This is a genomic window from Maribacter antarcticus DSM 21422 (assembly GCF_000621125.1).
GTDB lineage: Bacteria > Bacteroidota > Bacteroidia > Flavobacteriales > Flavobacteriaceae > Maribacter > Maribacter antarcticus.
The window spans coordinates 307983-327189 of the sequence record NZ_KK211214.1 but is presented as its reverse complement, the minus strand read 5'-3'; the positions used below and the strand labels follow the sequence as shown (position 1 = coordinate 327189).

Below are 19207 nucleotides of genomic sequence, written 5' to 3'. Positions count from 1 at the left end.
TTAGGTATCTTTATCCGCCTAAAATAGGGTATATCCCCATCATTTCAAATTCAAGTATCAATAACATTTCATATATGCAGTACGAAGGTGTTTTAAAAAAAATGCAGACCGAAATAGGAAAGCCTATTCAGTATTACTTGGTTTTTGAGTCTGATTTCCTGAACCTCAACCAAATACTTAACAAAGAACTTACGGTAAACTTCATCAAACACCAGTGTTTAAATTGCGGCAACGACCGTCCTATTTTTAGACAAGGCTTTTGTAAATCCTGTTTTTTTGAAATTCCGTCAGCAGGTGATTGGATTATGCGACCAGAACTAAGTACGGCACATTTGAACCAAGCCGACAGAGATCTTGATTATGAAAAGCGAGTACAACTACAACCACATATTGTATACTTGGCGAACTCCAGCAATGTAAAAGTAGGTGTTACACGAAAGACCCAAGTCCCCACGCGATGGATAGACCAAGGTGCACACGAAGCTCTTGAAATCGTTGAAGCACCCAATAGATACCTTGCAGGCATTACAGAGGTAGCCCTAAAAAACTATGTGGGCGACAAAACCAATTGGCGCAAGATGCTTACCAATACTGTAGCTGATGAAAGTCTTGTAGAATGGCGTAACAAATTAAAGCAGTACATACCAGAAGAGGCTAGCCAATATTTTGTAGAAAACAATACGGAGACACATTTAGACTTTCCTGTACTGCAATATCCTGAAAAAGTAAAAAGCCTTAATTTAAGCAAAACACCAAACTACCAAGGTGTCCTAAAAGGCATAAAAGGACAATATCTCATCTTTGAAGACAACACCGTTTTTAATGTTCGGAGTAATGAAGGGTGTTATGTGGGACTGACAATTAGTTAGCAACCACTTTCCATTTCAAAGTCATCGTACCGGGACTACCAACATAATTTTCAAAGGAATTTAAGGATGCGTACTCCTCAGAAATATCTAGAACGCGATTTTTAGCTAAATCCACCATCAAACCATAGTTATGAAAAATCGGGGTAACTATTTTAGTCCCATCACTCCTAACTTTGTATGCAATTAAATATCTAATATTCCTAGCACCGGAACGCTCATCACTTATAGGCGAAGAACCCATTTCATACTTTTGGCACGCGCTACCAAAAGGACCATATGAATATACTGGATAAGATTCGTTTTGCTCATATACACCACTATTTCCTGTTTGTACTTTGAATTTTGCTAGACGACTTCCATCATTAGTCATAAAGTAACCTTTCAAAAAAATAAGATTATCTTTTTTTTAATTATTTTATTCGGTTTTATCCTACCTACCCTGCATATCTCATAAGAACTTGTAAAGTTAAATGATAGAAAAAACATTACAACAATTCCTTTCATTATACTGTTTTTTAATTAGTTGACAGAATCCTTTTTAACCGATGTCTTTTTCTTTTTACCAAACAAACCGCCCAAGATATCCTTGGCAGCATCTTTTACGGCATCCTCTTTTTTAGCCGGCTCAGTATCTTTCTTTACTGTTGTGGTATCCGTTTTTTTATTGCCACCAAGAAAACCAACTAACACCTCTTTTGTACCTTTTTTAAGCGGGTCCTCGGCTACTACAGAATCAGCTCCAGTTTTGTTGCCAGACAAAATACCAACTAACAAATCCTTCGCTTTATCCTTTCCTTTACCAATCAATTTTTGTTTTTCGATTTCAATCAATTGATAGGTTAGATTCTTAACTCCTGAGGATAAATCGGTACTTACCTGTGGACTGTTGTACATCCCTGATATGTTTGCCGTCACTGGAATGGTTAATCCTTCTAGGGAAGAATCACCGATTTTTGCTAACAAGGCGTTTATTTCCTTACCAAGATATTTTGCAGGCACCTGAATTGAAGCTTTATAGCTCATCTTTTGATCAAAAGTATGGTTGCCATCTACAGTAATGGCCATGTCCTTGTAGTTTATCGTAAAAGGCTTAACAGCAACCAAACCATCCTTGAACGATAGGTTGGTTTTTAACTCTTTCAAATCCAAATCGTCTAGATTTATGAAACTCAATTTACTGTCCAATGCGGAGAGTACAGGAGCGCTTTCAGTATTGATTTCATTAGCCATTAAATTTGCAAGGATAGTACCACTCAGTGATAATAAATCTGGCGTAAAATCATCAGTCAAGTTACCAGACAATTCAATATCCGAATTAAACTTACCTTGAAGCACCTGAGCAACAGGAGCCAACACCTTAAAAAGCGCTACAGCTTTGAAAGTTTCACTAATCTGCAGCTGATTCATTCCCAACTTCATAACGAATGTAGGTACCGTATTTTTGGTAGAGACCTCTCCGTTAAAAGAAAGTTTACCATCAAATAAGGAAGAAGTCATATTGCTCAATACAGCTGTTTCGTCCTTTATCCTAAGGTTTCCCTTCACATCTTTTAGAACAATATTATCGTAGATGACATTATTAGCGGTAGCATTGAACGTGGCATCTAAAAACGAAGGTATTTTAACCTTTTCTGTAGCAACGGGAGGTGCATCCTTTGCTGTGCTCCCGGACGCTGTTTCGGTTTCCGCCACCATAAAGTCGCCCAAATCAAAGGTGTTGGAATTTAGGTTAAAATTGCCTTCTACGTTCTCATCATTAAACATATAACCTAAAAAGTTGTTGATGGTACCAGTTACGTTAAAGTCGGTCTTTCCTGTAGAACCGTTTAGCTCGTTTAGGCTTACAGTCTTTGGGTTAAAGGTTACCGTGGTGGATTTGAGCCCGACCGGATTAGGAATTTCATCCGATTTGTACTCAAAATCGGTCAAGACCATTTTTCCCTCAGTTCTGGTTCTTTCGTACTGCTTTTTTTCAAGCATCTCCATATCAAAAGCCATAGTGATGTCCGCATCCAGCATCCCTTTTAAACTTAGGCCCACAGGAACGGGATAGGCTTTTTCCAAATTAGCTAGATTCATTTTACCGTCCATGTGTGCATTTACCTTGGTATTTCCCATAAGCTCGGAAAGCTTTGATGTGAGGTTAAAGCGGTCCTTATCTATAGTAAAGGAGGTCTTTTTAATATCTACCGTAGTATCTTCGGTAATTCCTGTAGCATTATTTATAGCGATATCCATATTGATATTGTTAACCGCTTTTGGTAAGTCAGGATATTTAAAGGAGGCATTATCCGAATTGATGTTTATATTGAATTTGGGAATATGCAGGTCATCTATGATACCTGTAAAATTTCCGGCCAGCATAAAGTTTCCTGTTGTGGTTACGTTTTCAATATTTTTAGAATATTCCTCAGGAATAACAGCCAAAAAGTTTTTAAAATCTGAGGAAGGTGTTTTAAAATTGACGTCCAACTCCATATCCTCATCATTCAACTTTACAAAACCATCAAAAACCAAAGGCAATTGATTTATGAGCGCCTCATTCTTTAAAAACGAATACTTGCTTTCCTTTAAATCGATACCGATAAGGGCGTCCAAACTTACTTTATTTTTATTCAGGTAATTGGTGCTATCCATCTCTAAGGAGACCAAGGCATCAGTATGTGTATCCAGTTCCAACGTTGCCAACGAAAGGTCTCCCGTTCCCTTGTGGTTAAAATCGGTCAATACCAAACTGATGCCCATCGCAACATCAGAATAAAAAATACGTGAATTGGTAATTTCGTAGGATTCCATATTCAGTTTAAACCCGTCCGAAACGGCATCTGTAGGGGCTGTTTCTTGCGAATCCGCTTCCATAGCTATATCATAATTAGCGTTCTCATTAGCGTCTACTTTTACATTAACCAAAGCATTGTCTAGATTGAGGCTTGTAATGGAAATAGGTTCGTTTGGCCCATTGAAAAGCTGCATAACACCCATGGTCAACGAAACGGCCTGTGCAGAAAACAAGGTGTCACCTGCAAAAGGAGTCTTATTCAACAAGCTTACATTATTCAAGCGCACCGCTGCGTTGGGAAAACTACTGAATAGACTTAAATCTGCATCCGAGAAATCTAACGTAGCGTTTACGTTCTTGTTAACGTTGTTCTTGATAATATCTCCAATTTTTGCCTCCAAAAAGAAAGGTGCTGCTACCAAAACTCCAATAATCAACAAAAATAATAGTGCAACTATTCTTATAATTTTCTTTTTCATACTCTATATGTTTAGAAAAAACCTACTTATTATGTGGTTGAAACCTGAGCATCCAAATCTATTTCCTCGCCTACTTTTAAGTTAAAACGCTTCCGCATTAGGTATACGGATAAATAGAGCAAAGGGGTGTCCAAAAATGCTATAATAATCTTAAAAATGAATCCACTAATGACCAAGCCCGTAAACTTGTCCCATGGGATTTCACCAAACCAACACAATAGCGCTACAACGGTAAAAGTATCTATCAATTGTGAGGAAAAGGTTGAAAAATTGTTTCGCAACCACAGATATTTCCCCTTTGTCCGACGTTTCCAAAAATGATAGAGCTGTATGTCCACAAATTGTGCTATCAAATAGGCCATCATGGAAGCAAAAACTGCTACGATGGTATTTCCAAATACCGAGGTAAACAAACTATCCTGAACTGGCGACCAAGATGTGGCCGGAACCGCATTAGCCGTATACACAATAAGCAAAGAAAAGAAAGATGCAAAAATACCGGCTACTACTATCTGGTTGGCTTTCTTTTTACCAAACATCTCCGAAATCAAATCAGTAATCAAAAAAGTTACAGGATAAGGTAATATCCCAACGGATATCTCAAAAAGAGGCGCTCCAAAAATTGTCACCTCCCCAAAAGGATTCCAATAAAAAAACTTTTGAAAAATGAGGTTGGAAACGACCAAAGAAGTAATAAACAGGGCCCCGAGATACAAATATATCTTACGCGCTACTAAGGTATCCTTTTGCGTCATCCCCTATTTTATGTTCAAAATAAAAGGCATTCTGGCTTGTACGCCTTTTTGTTCCATACTCGATTTCAAATCTTTTAAAAGTCGGTAGGACTCCTCGCCTATTTCATCGGTTATTATCTTATTCTTTAGTTGAACGCTAGCACCTTCCAAGTCCTCCATAAAACGTTCAAAGCCCGACTTATATTTTGGATATTTCCTGATTCCGTAGGCTTCGATTTTAGCTAGCTCTGCCGCAGCTATAATGGCATCTTGCAAGGTACCCAATTCATCGACTAGACCAATACGCTTTGCATCCACTCCGCTCCATACCCTGCCTTGTGCCAAACTATCCGCTTGGGCTACAGAAATACCACGGCCTTGGGCAACGCGCTCTAAAAACGTAGTGTACGTATCCTCTATACTTTCCTGAACCTGATTGCGAAATGCTTCGCTCATGGGTTCAAACAACGAGTAGTCTACAGAATTGACATTGGTACCCACCTGCTCTGCATTAACCCCTATTTCCTTGGCAAGCTCACTTATGTTTGGAACCGTTCCAAAAACACCAATAGACCCAGTAATTGTTGTGGGTTCAGCAAAAATTTTATTCGCACCTGCTGCGATGTAATATCCACCAGATGCCGCTACGTTACCCATGGAAACCACTACGGGTTTTGCCTTTTTAGCCAGTTCTACCTCACGCCAAATAATATCGGAAGTCAAAGCACTACCCCCGGGAGAGTTTATACGCAGTACTATGGCTTTTACGTTCTTGTCCTCCCTAGCCTTTATCAATGCTTTATTGATAATTCCCTGTCCAATAATATCAGGACCCCCTTCGCCATATAAAATTTCGCCTTGTGCAAAGACAACGGCAATCTTATCCGTGCCAGATTTTAAGTTTTTCTTATTGGAATAGGTAGCGTAATCGTCCAAAGCAATATAGTTGATATCGGTACCTTCCGAAAGTGAAAGTGCGTTTGATATTTTTTGTTCGTATTGATCAAAGAAAACAATATCATCTATTAAACCGGATTGCTTAGCATATTTTGGTGACCTACCACCCAAAGTATCAGCAATGATATTCAAATCGGCCTCAGAAATACCTCTTCCAATAGCAATATCAGTTAACATAGAATTCCACAGCGATTGTATCAATTCTTTAATCTGTTCTCTGTTAGCCTCGCTCATTTCGTTTTCTAGATAGGGCTCAACCGCACTCTTATATTTTCCATGCCGGATAACCTCCATCTTTACACCCGTTTTCTCCTGCAAATCCTTATAAAATAAAACCTCTGACGATAAACCTTTAAAATCCAATACCCCGACCGGGTTTATAAAGATAGAGTCCGCCACTGAGGCTAAATAATAGTCTTTTTGAGTATAAAAGTCTCCGTAGGTATAAATGAACTTTCCAGTAGACTTGAATTCCACCAAGGCCTTTCTAATGGCTTGCGTCTGCGCCAGTCCAGCCAGCATAAAATTATTATTTAGACTGATTCCCTTGATGCGTTCGTCATCCTTGGCCACTGTAATAGCATGTAGTATTTCATCTAAATCCTGTGGACTCTCAAAAATACCTGCGAATGGGTTCAGTTCATCACTACCCGTATAATCGGCGATAGGCCGTTGCAACTGTAATTCCAACACTGATTCATCCTTTACAGTTACTGCGTCCTCGCCGCTACCCAGCAAACTAATCAGGACAAAAAACATGATAAAAACGATACCAAAAGCCACTAAGCAACCAATAATGGCTGCGAGAAGATTTCTCAAAAAATTCATGAAATAGCAATTTTTATTAGGTGACAAAGATAACCAAAGTGAATTTGTTTTGTTTATTTTGCCATTATATTATGATTGTAAAAGAAACAGTATACATCTCCATAGGAAGTAATTTAGGAAACCGCAAATTTAATCTACAAAAAGCTGTTTTTCGTATGAACGAACAGCTGGGTAAAGTTACCCATATTTCCCCCATTTATAATTCACCCTCATGGGGCTTTGATTCGGAAGATTTCCTGAATGCATGCCTATGTCTTGAAACCGACAAAACACCAGAGACTTGTATTGAACTATTGATGCAGCTAGAGAAAAGCATGGGCAGGGAGCGAACAATCGGAAAAGGATACAAGAGTAGGCTTATTGATTTGGATATTATTTACTACGGAAGTTATGTCATACATCAAGAAAATTTAATCATACCGCACCCAAGAATGGTAGACCGCAAATTTGTATTAAAACCATTAGCGGATATTGCTCCACAGTTTTATCATCCTACCTTAAGAAAAGATAGCAGAAACTTACTGCAACAATGCAGGGACAACGGTAGGCTAGATAAAACTGAAGGGGAACTCTACATGAGCAGAACGGCTCTTTTTGCTAGCCTAGAGTTTATAACCATAGAGGGAAACATTGGTGCGGGCAAAACCAGCTTAGCTACAAAGATTTCCGAAGATTTTAATGCAAAGTTAATTTTGGAACGTTTTGCCGAGAACCCATTCCTACCTAGTTTTTATCAAGACCAGGCACGATACGCTTTCCCGTTAGAAATGTCTTTTCTAGCAGATCGCTACCAGCAATTCTCAGACGATACCAACCAATTTGATCTTTTCAAGAGTTTTATGATTAGTGATTACGATATTTTTAAATCGCTTATTTTCGCCAAAGTTACGCTTCAAAAACAGGAGTATAATCTATATCGTAAAATCTTCAACTTCATGTACAAGGAGGTCAGAAAGCCTAAAATATACGTGTACCTGTACCAAACCACAGAACGATTATTGGAACAAATTAAAAAAAGAGGCAGAGAATATGAACAGGGAATTGAGGGCGATTATTTAGAAAATATCAACAGGGGCTATATGGACTTCTTAAAGACCTATCCCAAAGAAAATCAACTTATTATCGATGTATCGGAATTGGACTTTGTTAATCAAAAAAAAGACTACAACTACCTGTTAGAAACCATCGAAAACTTTGCCATCTCACAATTAGATTAACACAATCTTGTGAAAAATCTTGCACAATAGCAATGTATTTACGTAATTGCATATGTCTTGAGAGACAAACTAACTAACTCAAACTATATTAAAAGCCCAACTTCGGTTAGGCTTTTTTTATGTGTTTAACTTGGACCAAAAGTCCCAGACGACCACTCCAACGCTTACTGAAATATTCAAGGAGTGTTTAGTTCCAAACTGGGGAATTTCCAATACTGTATCGCATGTAGCTACCACCTGTTGATCTACACCTTTTACTTCGTTACCAAAAACCAATACATAAGAATTATCGGCAACGATAGCATAATCCTGCAATAGCAGCGCGCCTTCCGCTTGCTCTATGGCAATCGTTACCTTACCTTCTTTTTTTAGCTCCTCTATTAAGGTTAATGTATCCGAGGCGTAGGCCCATTCCACACTATCCGTAGCACCCAAGGCCGTCTTATGAATATCCTTATGTGGTGGTTTTGCCGTAATACCGCAGAGGTATATTTTTTCAACAAGAAAGGCATCTGCCGTTCTAAATACCGACCCTATGTTGTTAAGGCTACGTATATTGTCCAACACAATACTCACCTTGGTTTTGGTTGCATCCTTGAACTCGGTTACATCCAACCTGTCCAGTTCCTCGTTTTTTAGCTTTCTCATAGCACTACTTTTCAACTATCGCCCTTTAGATATCAACAAAAATTAGAATCCCGTTTGGAATACTTTATATTCGTTACATTAAGCAAAAATAGGTAGATAATAAAGAAGTGGCAGGCAAAGAAAAAATAAAAAAGGTAACCCCTTTGATGAAGCAGTACAATACCATCAAGACCAAATATCCTGATGCGTTATTGCTCTTCCGTGTTGGGGATTTTTACGAAACATTTGGTGCCGATGCGGTAAAAGCCTCTAAAATTTTAGGAATCATCTTAACCAACAGAAACAATGGTGGCGAACGCACCGAACTGGCAGGATTCCCCCACCACTCCCTTAACACCTATCTACCAAAACTAGTAAAAGCGGGACAGCGGGTAGCTATTTGCGACCAATTAGAAGACCCAAAACTAACAAAAACTATTGTAAAAAGGGGCGTTACAGAATTGGTGACACCGGGCGTATCCCTAAACGATGATATCCTTAGCGCAAAAAGTAATAACTTTTTATGTGCCGTACACTTTGGAAGAAAAAAATTAGGCGTTTCGTTTGTTGATATTTCCACAGGAGAATTTTTAACATCTGAAGGTAGCGAGGAGCAGATAGATAAATTATTACAAAATTTTGCGCCGAACGAAGTCCTTATTTCAAAGGCGCACAAAAATGAATTTAACGAAGTTTTTGGATCCCAATTTCACACCTTTTACGTGGAGGATTGGGTATTCCAAGAAGATTATGCTCTTGAGAACCTTACCAATCATTTTAAGACCAAAACACTGAAAGGTTTTGGTGTAGACCACTTAACAAATGGCGTTGTGGCTGCAGGAGTGGTGTTGCATTATTTATCCGAAACGCAGCACAGACAGTTACAGCATATTAACACCCTACAACGTATTGCAGAAGACGAGTATATTTGGATGGACCGCTTCACCATCAGAAACCTAGAGCTTTACCACTCTACGAACCTTAATGCAGTAACCTTATTAGATATTATAGACAAGACGATTTCTCCCATGGGCGGGAGAATGATAAAACGATGGTTGGCACTTCCGCTAAAGAATATTCAAAAGATAAAAGGCAGACACCAAGTGGTAAGCCATCTGGTCGAGAATGAAAAACTGCTGAAAAAATTTCAATCAAATATTTCCCAAATGGGGGATTTGGAACGGCTAATCTCAAAAATTTCTACTGGCAAAGTCAATCCAAAAGAGGTGGTACAACTTAAAAATTCCATGGAAGCGATTATCCCTATTAAGCAATTAGCTACTGATTCGGATAATGATGCTTTGGCGCTCATTGGAGACCAACTACAATCCTGTGATTTGCTAAGCGAAAAGATTAAAGAAATGCTAAACGAGGAAGCTCCGGTAAATATTCTAAAAGGAAACGCTATCGCTGCAGGTTATTCCAAGGAATTAGACGAGTTACGTGGTCTTGCCAACACAGGGAAGGACTATTTAAGCAACATGTTAGCTAGGGAGACAGAAATAACTGGAATTACTTCCTTAAAAATAGCATCGAACAATGTTTTTGGCTATTACATAGAAGTACGAAATACGCATAGAGACAAAGTTCCGGAAACATGGATACGGAAACAGACCTTGGTAAATGCAGAACGTTATATTACCGAGGAACTTAAAGAATATGAAGCTAAAATACTAGGCGCCGAAGAACGTATTACAAGTTTGGAACAGCAGTTATTTTCCCAATTGATACTTTGGATGCAGGAGTATATTACCCCCGTACAGAACAATGCGCAGCTTATCGCGCAAATCGACTGTCTTTGCGGTTTTACACAATTGGCTAAGGAAAATAATTACGTAGCTCCAGAGCTAAATGAATCCACTGATATCACTATCACCAATGGAAGGCATCCTGTAATCGAAAAACAATTACCCCTGGGGGAAGTCTATATTGCCAACGATGTAGTACTAGATAGAAATAATCAGCAAATTATCATGATTACCGGTCCAAACATGAGTGGTAAGTCGGCTATATTGAGGCAAACTGCCTTGATTGTTCTTTTGGCGCAAATGGGGAGCTTTGTGCCGGCAGAAGCAGCTACTATTGGCTATGTGGACAAAATCTTTACCCGTGTAGGTGCAAGTGATAACATATCCATGGGAGAATCTACCTTTATGGTAGAAATGAATGAAACTGCTTCGATTCTAAACAACCTCTCTGAGCGCAGCTTGGTCCTGCTTGACGAGATAGGACGCGGAACAAGTACTTACGATGGTATTTCAATCGCCTGGGCCATTTCAGAGTTCTTGCATGAACATCCTGCAAGGGCAAAAACCTTGTTCGCTACCCACTACCATGAACTCAACGAAATGTCCACCACCTTTGATCGTATTAAAAACTACAATGTATCGGTAAAAGAGCTCAAAGACAACGTGCTATTTTTAAGAAAATTGACACCAGGAGGCAGCGAACACAGCTTTGGAATACATGTTGCTAAAATGGCCGGAATGCCGCAACAGGTCATTCAAAAGGCGAACAAAATCCTGAAGAAACTAGAAAAATCGCATTCCAGCGAAGAATTGACGGACAAACTAAAGTCCACGCAAGACGAAATGCAGTTGAGCTTTTTTAACCTTGATGATCCACTTTTAGAGGAAATAAAGGAAGAAATCCTTGATTTAGATATTAATACCCTTACTCCTGTGGAGGCCCTTATGAAGTTAAACGAAATAAAACGATTACTCACAAAGAACAAGCAGGCAACCAGTTAGGTTTTTATATTGATGTATTCATTTTTAAAAAGCCATTAATCGTCAATTTTTAAAAGAAAATACTTTAGAATTTATAGAAATGTATTAGATTTGCATCCGCATTCAAGACGAATAATGTTCTTTAAAATAATAAATACGCGAAAGTAGCTCAGGGGTAGAGCATCACCTTGCCAAGGTGGAGGTCGAGGGTTCGAATCCCTTTTTTCGCTCCAAAAAACGCTGCTAGTCAGCGTTTTTTTTGTCCATACCTTTTCAATAAGGTAAGAGGAGCTCGAGTGGTGGAATTGGTAGACACGTTGGACTTAAAATCCAATGGACATTAGTCCGTATGGGTTCAAGTCCCATCTCGAGTACGAAGACCCTTGTTAATCATCTGATTATCAAGGGTTTTTTGAATATATGAGTTCATAAACCAACCTGATTACAAAAGCTTCTTTCCTATTTGTTTTTCAAGCATATCAAAAAATATATCCATAGGAATCAAAACCGCTATCAAATAACTCATTTTGAATAAATCCAAAAACACGCTTATAAAACTGATGTTTAAAATTCGTATTTTTTGTTTTTAGATTAAAACCAAAATGCTAAAAGCAAAAAATATCTTTTTATATGTTCTTTTAGTTCTAGGCTTGATAAATTGTGCCGATGCTTTAAAAGAACAAGAAAAGAATATAGCCAGGCCAAGTGTTTCCAAACGCTTATCAGCCTTGCCACAAAACGTAAAAGCACCCTTAAACAATCCCGCATCCGTATAAAAAGAGACTTTAGGGAAATTGCTGTTCTTTGATTCTATTCTTTCAGGAAACAAAGATGTAGCATGTGCTATCTGCCATCATCCTAAAAATGGGTACACAGAATTTTTAGAGATTAGCATAGGTCCCAATGCTAAAGGTTTGGGTAGTAAACGTAAATGTAATGTTCCTAACGATATTCCTTTTGTAAAACGAAATGCCCAAACTATAATCAACGCCGCCTTTAACGAAATAAATGAGCACAACAGATATGACCCAAAACTTGCCACAATGTTTTGGGACAAGAGAATTAAAAGTCAAGAGACCAAAGCATTGGAACCCATTAAGGCCTTTGAAGAGATGCGAGGTCATGGGATTACCGAAATAGCGATACTGCAAAACGTAATTGACCGATTAAACGCTATACCTGAATATCAAAAACTCTTTGAGCAGGCATTTGGTGAAAAAGATGCGGTTACCGTAGAAAACTTAGGCAAGGCAATCGCCACCTTTGAACGAACTATTATTAGTAATACTTCGCGTTTCGACCAATACAAGAGTGGCAAGCGAAACGCTATACCTATTTCAGAAAAAGAAGGTATGGAACTTTTTAAATCTGTAGGATGTATAAATTGCCACAATGGCCCTATGTTTTCAGACTAAAAATTACATGTTATGGGAGCTCCTGAAAATAATAAATTAGAGATTCCAAATGCTGGTGTAGCAGACACCTTTGCGTTCCGAACCCCCTCTTTACGTAATCTCAGATGTACCGCACCTTACATGCACAAAGGCAGTTTCCAAAATTTGAGGCATGTCTTGGAGTTTTACGAAGATATTTCCATTGGAAAGATTCGTAACAAAAATATATCCCCTAAAGGATATGATTCATTTGTTAGAGCGCTTGAACTTAGTGTGAAATAAATGTCTTTTATTTTATCCTTTTTGAACACATTAAACGACGATATTTTGGATAAAGAGATTCCTAAATCTGTTCCTAGCGGGCTACCAGTAGCTGGTAACATCCAATAATTTAGCAACTCTCTAAAGCAAGCCTTTTACGCTAACGGCATGCTTTAAGTCTAAAACAAACATATCGTCTACATATGATTATTTACCATCTACACTCGTTTAAAAATACGCAAATATCACAGAGGGCAGTTCCCGCCTTTTCTTTTCCATATAATTAGGAATGTATCGGGTAATTTAATAGTTATATTTAAGAAAGAACAACCCAATTTTAAATTAACGATTGAAAGCAACTAAAAAATATTATCAAATTCACGAATTTATAAAGAAGCGCATACAAACGGGAACATATCCCGTAGGTACTTATTTACCCTCAGAAAACGATATTTGCGAAAAATTTGAAACTACGAGAACTACAGCCAGAAAAGCCTTGGACGAATTATTGAAAGAAGGTTTTATTGAAAAGGAACAAGGCAAAGGCAGTAAAGTAATTGAACGAAGGAAATCCTTAGGGCTTTTAACAGTCAAAGGTTTTTCTGGAGCTACGGATTATGAAGTCCAAACAATACTAACTAAAAAGCCAAAGATTACGCATTGGGATCCTATTATAGCTTTCCCTTTAACTAAGGAGGAACGAGAGTCAAAATGTGTTTATTTTCAAAGGGTAAGACGTATTAACAACAAACCCGTTGTTTTGGAAAATAATTGGTATGCACTTGACGCTATGGACATAATCAAACCGCATGATTTTGTACAGGGTTCGTTTTTCAAAACACTGAGCCAAAAATATTTTATTGAAGTCATGGGTGCCGAACAGGAACTCAAGTCAATTTCCGCATCGAAAGAAGTAGCAGAAAATCTTGGTGTTACGGAAGGGGATTCTATTTTACATATTTCAGTACGCTTCCGAACGAGTAAACCTGGTTTTAACCTTTACGGAGATTTGTATTGTAACACTATAGAATATCCCATTCGTAATAGCTACTTTTTGTGATACGGGTATGGTTAAGAAAATGAGTACAGATGTTTCGGGTTCTCGAAAAACAGGTTCTTATAATAAACCTCGATTCCCTTTGACTTCAAAAAATTTGGAATAATCTCGATTAAATAATTTAGTCCGGGGCTGCCACCATAACTTTTCCAATAGGCATTCTTGGCCATATCCATACCTAAGGTAATCTGGTCCGGATAGGCCGGTAGTATAACTTCCAAAAGGTTCAGCGTATGGTTGGGTTCATCCTTTTTCCATCTGAAAGCACTGTCATATTCCACACGAACCCCAACATCCAGAACGGCACGGTTATAGTCTACACTTTTAGCCCTATCTACATGAGAAAGCACCACATGGTCCAATTTTGCGCCCAGTTTTTCAAAAAGTTTGGCCTGTTCTAGTGCCTGTCTACCAAAATTGGTATGGGTAAGAATGGGTACACCCGTTTCTAAGTGGGTGTTGACGACAGCACGGAATATTTTCTCTTGATGTTTTGTAAAGGGATTGTCATCCGTTGCAAGCTTTATCAATCCGGCCTTATGTGCAGTCCTTTTTACAAACGGGCCGGAGTAATCAAATTCATCTATTCCTTCTTCTACATCGGCAATAAAAAGTCGGGTAAGCTCGTCTTCCGTATACGCGTATAGCCAATGATTTTCTGGATAATATTGTTCTAAATGAATCCCCGTAGTTTGAATGATTTGAACACCACTTCTTTTACTTACGTCAACCGATTTCAAAATATTTCGCCCTGTATTGGCAGGCATAGCGTCTACCACAGTCCTTCCTCCAGCTTGGTAAAAATGACCAAGTTCTTCAGAAATTTTAGCTACATCATTCAATAAAAACTCTGGATGTTTGCCCGTTACATACCCGTCATCGATTATGATATGTTCGTGGGAATAGGTCAGCCCCATTTCTGTACTGGATGTATCGCCTAAAATTGTTCTAAAAAACTTCTTTGACATATTCTTAATTATTGGTCCAACCGTTGCGGGAAATATTCGCGATTTTATCTGGCATCTGTACGATAGCCCCTAGTTGTATAAGTGAATCCTGTAGCCTTTTTACAGCTATGTTTTGTGCGTCTAAATCGCTATCTAGGGATAATACCGCAGCAGTACCCGCCGCCTGACCCATACTCATGGTCTGCGCCATGGAACGGCAGGAAGCATGCGCATCATGGGTAGCCGAAAAACAACGTCCAACGACCCACGTATTACTACTTTCCTTTGGCACGATGGTGCCATAAGGAACCCCGTAAGTTCCCCCTTTAGGCACGTATTGCCAATAGGTCTCAGAATAGCCATTGCTCCCTTTTCTGTGGTCTTCTATGGGTGCACCACAAAGAAAAATTTGATCGTCAAAAGTTTTTGCAGTCATACAGTCTTTTTTGGTAAGGCGATAATTCCCATACACACGCCGCGTTTCACGAACGCCGATTTGATGTGATAGTCCTATAATCTTAGCATTCTGATATCCGGGTATTTCCGCCCTAAAAAAGTCCTCAAAAATAAACGATTGCTTTCGACCTTCAATTTCCGCTTTTGTTATTCCCTCCACGTCCAATGGGTCTAAATCGGTTACTTTGACAGCAACGGTAGAAATACATTTCGGTTGACACATCTCATGCGCCGAACCTTCTTTTCGTGGCAAGGGATGTGTTCCTTTTTCATACGCTTCCGCCATTTTTTCCCTGAGCATTTTTTTACCACCCGCCGCTTCATATTCCTTATGCTCCACGTTTGACATGCGAAACGTAGTGGTCATACTTTGAGCCGGTTCCTTTTCCCCTGCCTTTTCATAGGGAATACCTGCCCAATGACAATAATCGGCATCTCCAGAAGCATCAATAACTCGCTTTGCAGTTATGGTAAAAAACCCAATGCCCTTATGGAAAAATACACATGTTGACGTCTCTCCAATTTGTTCGACCCCGACTAAAGTGGAATGGTAATAAAGAGCAACACCGCTCTTTATCAATTGCTGATCCCACACCAATTTCAATTTCTCTGGATTATAATTAACACCCGTTCCGGCACCATAGGTATTTGGACGTAAAAACATATCGCCCGTTGCATTCAATGCGTTTACAATGCGATCGGGGATACCGCCCACAATTTTGCGCGGGGTTTCCCCAGGAGTAAAAAACCCGTAGAAGGTATCCAGCATTTGTGTGGAGGTGCCACCTGGAAAACCATAGCGTTCTACTAGGATGACCTTATACTTTCCTTGTGCTGCAGCGATAGCGGCCGTTGCACCGGCACTACCGCTGCCGATAATAAGGATATCGGTCTGGAAGGCCTTGGATACGACTGTTGAAAAATTCATTTATGCTTTCTTTGGATTTCCTACATTCTCGTATAATTTGGCCATTAAATGTGCATGCTCGTCATACGCAGATTCAAAGAGATCTATGGCGCGTTGTTCGCCTACGATTTTACCACTACTCAACACTTTGGGGGACTTTCCGCTTTCATGAAGTATTTTTGCAATCTCAGCTTTCAGGCAATTGATCAGCAGTACCCCGCCCAAGGTGGACCCGGGAGCCACAGGGGAATCCAGTCCATCTAAATAAATCATTGCATCACCCAAGGGAGCTCCAGTATCCAAGACATAGTCGGCAAAATCTATTAATTTTTTTCCATCGGCCTTTTTGGATGTACTTCCTTCCAAATGCAATTTACTTACCAGCGCAACAACCTTAATCTTTCGTTTTTGAAACTCCTCTGCCATTTCAATAGGTACCACATTACAACCGCTAGAAGAAACAATCAGGGCGGTATCATGGGTACTCGTATCAAAATTTCGTAAAATCCTAGCAGCAAATCCCGTAACATTTTCCAGAAACATCGCTTGTCGTTGTCCGTTCGCACCTACGACCATATTATGGAATGAAAGTGAGAGCTCTACAATGGGATTGAACCCCGGAAAGGAGCCATATCTTGGCCACATTTCCTCTACCATCATTCGGCTATGGCCGGATCCAAAGAGATGAACCATTCTGCCATTTAAAATAGATTGTGCAAACAATTTTGCCACTTCTTGTATCATAGATTCCTGTTGCTCCACAACGGAACTAATATGTTTCCCTTTTTCTAAATATTGCTTTGTTACGCTCATTGCTTTGTTTTGATTAACTATTGTTCTTTACAAAATAGGCCGCTCCTATAGCACCTGCATATGCTCCCAATCTTGCACCTTTAATTTTGGTTTGGTAATTACCCGGTCGCCATTCGTAGTCGGACATAAACTTTTCAAGCGGTTCAAAAATGCCCTTCCCTGCCCCTGAAGAAATTCCTCCGCCCAAAACAATGTATTCTGGAGAAAGTATATTCGTCAACGACGCCAAACCGATGGCTAATTTTTGAACGGATTCCAACCACCAAACTTCAGCTTTGGAATCTCCTTTCTCGTAGGCGTTTACAAGCTCTTTAACACTATTATACTGTCCATTTGTGCGTTCATAAATCGAAAAATTACCTACGGCGTGTTCCAAGCTACCGGGCATATTAGTCATCGTTGGCGCACCGTTGTAGTCCACGCTCATGTGCCCAACATGCCCAGCGCGCTGCAGGTTTCCCTGGTATAATTGCCCGTTGATGATAATGCCGCCGCCAACTCCCGTACCCAAAGTCAGCATTAAAAAATGTAGAACGCCTTTGGTTTGGTAAAAAGACTCGTATTCTGCCAGGCAAGCAGAGTGTCCGTCATTTATCACACTAATATCTTGACCGAGTTCCAACGACCAATTGAAACCTTCAATACCCTTTAAACGTTCTGGCATGTGAAGTATCATTTTATTTTTTGAATCAACCAGACCGGGTGCGGAAATACCAATACGAAAATCATTTTGATCAGTCTCGTCATACTGCTTAGTTTTTTGTTGAATAATTGTAATTATTTTTCTCCTCCAAAGTTCCTGTTCGGATGCACCGTCCTCGGTCAACGTCTCGTTTTTCTCAAGGATAGTGCCGTGTTCATCAAGAACAACAAGCTTTATTTTTGTTCCTCCAATATCGATTCCTAAATAGTATTTTTCCATTATAAAGCTCCCATCAATATTGCCCTTCGCTCAATGCCCATCCGCCATCTACGGCTAAAACTTGACCCGTGATAAATTTGGAATGAGGATGAAGAAACATCAAAACGGCATTGTTAATATCTTCGGACACGCCGGTACGCCCACCGTCCAAAGGTTGTTTTGTTTTTATGAACCTCAGGATTTTTTCATCCTCGGCCGCTCGTCGTGCCATTGGAGTACTAAAAAGACTAGGCGCAATTACATTTACACGAATATTATTTTCCGCATAATACGCCGCTATAGATTTTGAAAATCCTATGATGGCAGATTTCGCTGCAGCATACGCATGTGTTACAAAATATTTAGGCGAAGGCGAGTAGCCTAAAACAGACCCCATATTTAGAATGACCCCTGTAGCTTTATGTTCCAAAAAATAATTAACCATAGCCTGATTGGAAAGCATCATTGAAGTAAGATTAAGCTCCATGGTCTTATTCCAACCCTCCAAGCTAATGGTGTGCAACGGTCCATCGCCCCATTGGCGACCGCTTCCGCCAGCAACATGAAAGAGTCCAGTTATGTTTCCAAAAGTATTATGTGCCATTTTAATGGCTTTCTCCATGGTTTTGGCATTTATTGCATCACCAGATAAGACCAATGTATCTTTACCTAATTCCTGTGTGGCAATCCTACAACTATCCTCGTTTCTACCTACAACGAGTATATTTGCTCCGTTTGCCTTTAATTCCATTGCTGCAGCGAGACCCATTCCTGTGGTGCCGCCCATGATGATGTATGTAGTGTTCTTAAAATCCATAGTTGTTATGTCGCCCATACTTTAGTACCTAGGTTGTTGGAAATATATGCTTCAAATTTTTAAGAAGGGATACGTATTGGCGTGCTTGAATACTGCCAATTTTCGAAGTAAAATAACCTAAAAAAGTCATAGTTTTTAATATATTAAAGTAATGTGCCTGTGTATCCAAAAAGGGCACATCTACTTGGGAAATTATACTGCTCAATTTTGACGTGCAGGAACCGCTTTCTAATAAGCTAACCGAAGAACGTAAAATAGCCGTGTGCGTACCTAGAACTAATCTATTTAAACATACTTTTCTTTTCATCGAAATTCCTTAAAAGTTCATTTTATTTAATTCCTTAACGGTAGAATCCGCTGCCCTTACTGTCAATATCATACAGGTCAAAGAGGTTTTTTTCGTGATTCCCTTTCCGTTAATGTTCCTATTTTAAA

General features: G+C 39.3%; 17 protein-coding genes, 2 tRNA genes and 1 pseudogene. 9 read left to right on the top strand and 11 right to left on the bottom strand.

Translation table 11 applies throughout. The annotated features are described in order from the left end of the window. The first annotated feature begins 74 nt into the window (after positions 1-74). Positions 75-869 carry a DUF2797 domain-containing protein gene (locus Q360_RS0117860; protein ID WP_027078290.1) on the top strand — a complete coding sequence of 265 codons (795 nt, stop codon included), beginning with the start codon at positions 75-77 and terminating at the stop codon, positions 867-869. Here the strand turns inward: Q360_RS0117860 and Q360_RS0117855 are convergent. From Q360_RS0117855 to sppA, 4 genes are all read right to left on the bottom strand, one after another. Next, on the bottom strand, positions 862-1239 hold the full coding sequence (locus Q360_RS0117855; RefSeq protein WP_027078289.1) for a hypothetical protein: 378 nt from the start codon (positions 1237-1239) through the stop codon (positions 862-864). The two genes, Q360_RS0117860 and Q360_RS0117855, sit on opposite strands and share 8 nt — an antisense overlap. A 149-nt stretch (positions 1240-1388) precedes the next feature. Beyond that, a complete protein-coding gene (locus Q360_RS0117850) occupies positions 1389-4127 on the bottom strand; it encodes an AsmA-like C-terminal region-containing protein (protein WP_027078288.1) in 2739 nt (912 codons plus the stop codon). Positions 4128-4156: 29 nt separating this feature from the next. After that, positions 4157-4882: a queuosine precursor transporter gene (locus tag Q360_RS0117845; RefSeq protein ID WP_027078287.1), complete on the bottom strand. Its 726-nt coding sequence runs from the start codon at positions 4880-4882 to the stop codon at positions 4157-4159. A 3-nt stretch (positions 4883-4885) separates the two neighbouring features. Then, positions 4886-6646 (bottom strand): signal peptide peptidase SppA, encoded by a 1761-nt coding sequence (gene sppA, locus Q360_RS0117840; protein WP_027078286.1) that lies wholly within the window; start codon positions 6644-6646, stop codon positions 4886-4888. Between the two features lie 71 nt (positions 6647-6717). On the opposite strand from sppA, the gene folK reads away from it, so the two are divergent. Beyond that, the gene (gene folK, locus Q360_RS0117835; RefSeq protein ID WP_027078285.1) at positions 6718-7863 is read left to right on the top strand and encodes a 2-amino-4-hydroxy-6-hydroxymethyldihydropteridine diphosphokinase; all 1146 of its coding nucleotides are present in this window, start codon (positions 6718-6720) and stop codon (positions 7861-7863) included. Between the two features lie 117 nt (positions 7864-7980). On the opposite strand, the gene Q360_RS0117830 is transcribed toward folK, so the two are convergent. Next, the gene (locus Q360_RS0117830; protein ID WP_027078284.1) at positions 7981-8511 is read right to left on the bottom strand and encodes an RNA methyltransferase; all 531 of its coding nucleotides are present in this window, start codon (positions 8509-8511) and stop codon (positions 7981-7983) included. A 146-nt stretch (positions 8512-8657) separates the two neighbouring features. Here Q360_RS0117830 and mutS point away from each other — a divergent pair, with 146 nt between their 5' ends. The 7 genes and pseudogenes from mutS (at position 8658) to Q360_RS0117800 (ending at position 13934) form a co-directional block, all read left to right on the top strand. After that, positions 8658-11240, top strand: a complete 2583-nt coding sequence (gene mutS / locus Q360_RS0117825) for a DNA mismatch repair protein MutS (RefSeq protein WP_036196386.1) — start codon at positions 8658-8660, stop codon at positions 11238-11240. 137 nt (positions 11241-11377) lie between these two features. Then, positions 11378-11452: transfer RNA gene (locus Q360_RS0117820), tRNA-Gly, on the top strand. A 57-nt stretch (positions 11453-11509) separates the two neighbouring features. Continuing rightward, positions 11510-11593, top strand: a tRNA-Leu gene (locus Q360_RS0117815). A gap of 228 nt (positions 11594-11821) precedes the next feature. Beyond that, entirely contained in the window at positions 11822-11995 is a 174-nt protein-coding gene (locus Q360_RS26810; RefSeq protein WP_245603291.1) for a hypothetical protein, read from the top strand. 15 nt (positions 11996-12010) lie between these two features. Beyond that, positions 12011-12634 (top strand): annotated as a pseudogene (locus tag Q360_RS26805) (cytochrome-c peroxidase); the annotation flags it as partial. Positions 12635-12646: 12 nt separating this feature from the next. Continuing rightward, a complete protein-coding gene (locus Q360_RS26800; protein ID WP_245603289.1) occupies positions 12647-12895 on the top strand; it encodes a hypothetical protein in 249 nt (82 codons plus the stop codon). A 328-nt stretch (positions 12896-13223) separates the two neighbouring features. Then, entirely contained in the window at positions 13224-13934 is a 711-nt protein-coding gene (locus tag Q360_RS0117800; RefSeq protein ID WP_027078282.1) for a GntR family transcriptional regulator, read from the top strand. An 11-nt stretch (positions 13935-13945) separates the two neighbouring features. On the opposite strand, the gene Q360_RS0117795 is transcribed toward Q360_RS0117800, so the two are convergent. The 6 genes from Q360_RS0117795 to Q360_RS0117770 are packed head-to-tail and all read right to left on the bottom strand — an operon-like array spanning position 13946 to position 19079. Beyond that, a complete protein-coding gene (locus tag Q360_RS0117795) occupies positions 13946-14899 on the bottom strand; it encodes a phosphotriesterase family protein (RefSeq protein ID WP_036196279.1) in 954 nt (317 codons plus the stop codon). A 4-nt stretch (positions 14900-14903) separates the two neighbouring features. Continuing rightward, the gene (locus Q360_RS0117790; protein ID WP_027078280.1) at positions 14904-16262 is read right to left on the bottom strand and encodes an FAD-dependent oxidoreductase; all 1359 of its coding nucleotides are present in this window, start codon (positions 16260-16262) and stop codon (positions 14904-14906) included. After that, complete coding sequence (locus Q360_RS0117785; protein WP_027078279.1) at positions 16263-17054, bottom strand: sugar isomerase domain-containing protein; 792 nt, start codon at positions 17052-17054, stop codon at positions 16263-16265. A 13-nt stretch (positions 17055-17067) separates the two neighbouring features. Further along, positions 17068-17976: an ROK family protein gene (locus Q360_RS0117780; RefSeq protein ID WP_036196278.1), complete on the bottom strand. Its 909-nt coding sequence runs from the start codon at positions 17974-17976 to the stop codon at positions 17068-17070. Positions 17977-17989: 13 nt separating this feature from the next. After that, on the bottom strand, positions 17990-18790 hold the full coding sequence (locus Q360_RS0117775) for an SDR family NAD(P)-dependent oxidoreductase (protein ID WP_211251604.1): 801 nt from the start codon (positions 18788-18790) through the stop codon (positions 17990-17992). Between the two features lie 10 nt (positions 18791-18800). Continuing rightward, the gene (locus Q360_RS0117770; RefSeq protein ID WP_027078276.1) at positions 18801-19079 is read right to left on the bottom strand and encodes a gluconate 2-dehydrogenase subunit 3 family protein; all 279 of its coding nucleotides are present in this window, start codon (positions 19077-19079) and stop codon (positions 18801-18803) included. Positions 19080-19207 lie beyond the last annotated feature (128 nt).